The sequence below is a fragment of the Denitromonas iodatirespirans genome (genome assembly GCF_018524365.1).
In the GTDB taxonomy this organism is placed as follows: Bacteria; Pseudomonadota; Gammaproteobacteria; order Burkholderiales; family Rhodocyclaceae; genus Nitrogeniibacter; species Nitrogeniibacter iodatirespirans.
Genome location: NZ_JAEKFT010000084.1, coordinates 1 through 1,733, shown reverse-complemented (window position 1 = coordinate 1,733; position 1,733 = coordinate 1). Strand labels below are relative to the sequence as shown.

Genomic DNA, 1,733 nt, shown 5'->3' with positions numbered 1-1,733 from the left:
TCGAACATGGCGGCAGACTGATCGAGATCGAGACCTTCATCGAGAAGCAAAACGGCCTCACCAAAGCCAACTATGAAATCAGCTATCGGCCCAGCGACGCCATCGCGGAGCCGTATACTCTGCGCTTCACCGTGCCGGAAGCCGATTGACGCTCATGACAAAACAGTATCTCAACCCCAAGCAAGCACTGGATATCGAGCCTGCCGCAGAGCGCAATATTGCCGGCATGACGGAGTGTTGCCTGGATGTGAATGGCAAGAACGCTGCGATCATGAAAGGCCGGGGTAGTTTCACGTGGTGGCTCATTTGGTTTGTCTCAATGTGTCTTATGGTAGGCCTACCGCTATCCTTCATCGGAGGCAGCATAGAGGCTGGTGTTAAGGCTTATTTCGGTCTGGTAGCTATTTTGCTCCTGGGATTTGGAACACCCCTCAACTTTTGGTGCATCCGCGTCTGGCGCCATCAACTTCCCCTGCGCTTCAACCGCAAAACCCGCAAGGTCTATCTGCACTTCCGGGGCAAGACCTACATCACCGACTGGGACACGATTCGCGCCTACCTGACCGTGCAATCCGGCCTGACCGGCGTTGGCGCCCCGATCCGCGATCCGCAGATCAATATCGAGTTCGATCAGGGCACCGACAAACCGCTCACCGTCTTCCTGCTCGGCACGGATCGCTTGGACATGACCGACGAACAGCAGGCCGCTACTTTCTGGGAATACATCCGCCGCTACATGGAGGAGGGGCCAGAGGCCGTCCCCGCCCCCGATCTGGACATCTGGCGCCCCGCCGAAAAAGGCGAACTGCTCAAACTGCACTGGCCCTTCCCCATCCTGCGCAGCAAGAACGAATTGTTCTGGCCCTTCGACATCGCCGTGTTCTTCCCGATCCGCGTCGTGTGGTTCCTGATCAGTTACCCGACCGAAGTCCTCTACTACCACCTGGCCAAACGCATCAAGGTCGATCCGTTTCCGCCGGAGATGGAAGAGCCGTGCAAGTGTGACGATGGGGCATCTTCGTAGGGCGAGTCTCAATCCGCTGCCCCTACCCCAACTAACAAGACAAGCCCGCCATGCCCCACCTCAAGTACCCGACGCCCGATTTCGACATCAAGCTCCATGGCGCGCGCCTGCAGCGAGCGCGCCGCCTGCTGGACGATCCGGCCGCCCTTCGACTGTCCAGCGAGTACAACCAGCAGCACTTCTGGCGCAAGTACGGCACCAGCCAGTCGGCCGGCTGCCGCTACGAGCGCGAGGGTCACCAAGTGCCCAAGCCGGTTCGCATGCTCCTGTTGCTCGAAACCCTCGGCCATGTCCCGGAAGCGCAGTTGATCGAGATCGCGTTGCTAGCGGAGCGGGTCGATGAAATCCCGGGGCGGGGCGGCATCGTCCTTGAGGCTTGGGACAACAGGTTTTTTTCGTAAACGACAAGGAGAAGAACGTGCTCTTTCTGACAACTCAGACCCTACCGAAAGGCTTGGTCATGAAAGAAGCGTTCTCGATAATTCTGACCAACAAAACCATCGAGATTTCGAACAAGGGGCTGATCCGGGGCGTTCTCGAAGGCAACCGAAACGAATACGACGAGGCGCTTTGAATCGCCCCGGGTTTGGTGGAGGCTCTCCCTCTTGAGAAGATAGAGCCATGAACACCATGAAGAAGAAACCCGTGAAGTACTCCCCCGAAGTCCACGAGCGCGCCGTGCGCATGGTTGCCGAGTGTCGAGGCGACC

Annotated in this window: 3 protein-coding genes; all 3 read left to right on the top strand. The window is 58.3% G+C overall.

The features are described 5' to 3' along the window. Positions 1-154: 154 nt before the first annotated feature. From I8J34_RS23980 to I8J34_RS23970, 3 genes are read left to right on the top strand one after another with little or no spacing between them, the layout of a single operon-like run. The gene (locus I8J34_RS23980) at positions 155-1,024 is read left to right on the top strand and encodes a DUF6708 domain-containing protein (protein ID WP_214364152.1); all 870 of its coding nucleotides are present in this window, start codon (positions 155-157) and stop codon (positions 1,022-1,024) included. 50 nt (positions 1,025-1,074) lie between these two features. Further along, the gene (locus I8J34_RS23975) at positions 1,075-1,425 is read left to right on the top strand and encodes a hypothetical protein (protein WP_214364151.1); all 351 of its coding nucleotides are present in this window, start codon (positions 1,075-1,077) and stop codon (positions 1,423-1,425) included. A 17-nt stretch (positions 1,426-1,442) separates the two neighbouring features. Then, positions 1,443-1,598 (top strand): hypothetical protein, encoded by a 156-nt coding sequence (locus I8J34_RS23970; protein ID WP_214364150.1) that lies wholly within the window; start codon positions 1,443-1,445, stop codon positions 1,596-1,598. The last annotated feature ends 135 nt before the right edge of the window (positions 1,599-1,733 follow it).